Below are 258 nucleotides of genomic sequence, written 5' to 3'. Positions count from 1 at the left end.
GACATCTGCAAAACCTGCATTCGTAATCCATTGTTTTTCACCATTTAAAATATAGTGGGTTCCTTCTGCATTCAATTTCGCTGTCGTTTTTGCTCCTAAGGCATCTGAACCTGAGCTGGGCTCCGTCAATGCATACGCAGCAATTTTCTCTCCCGTTGCCAGTAAAGGGAGATATTTTTTCTTTTGTTCTTCATTCCCGAATAATACGATTGGCAAAGATCCGATACCTACGTGTGCACCATGCGTAATACCGAAGCC

1 protein-coding gene is annotated in these 258 nt (G+C 43.0%); it reads right to left on the bottom strand.

The window, feature by feature from the left end; all coding sequences use genetic code 11:
* On the bottom strand, positions 1 to 258 hold a 258-nt coding region (locus SB773_RS32875; protein ID WP_410594602.1), incomplete at both ends, for an acyl-CoA dehydrogenase family protein.

Origin of the sequence: Bacillus sp. SIMBA_074, from assembly GCF_046534555.1 — a bacterium.
Taxonomy (GTDB): Bacteria; Bacillota; Bacilli; order Bacillales; family Bacillaceae_G; genus Bacillus_A; species Bacillus_A mycoides.
This window is presented reverse-complemented; position numbering and strand designations above follow the sequence as displayed.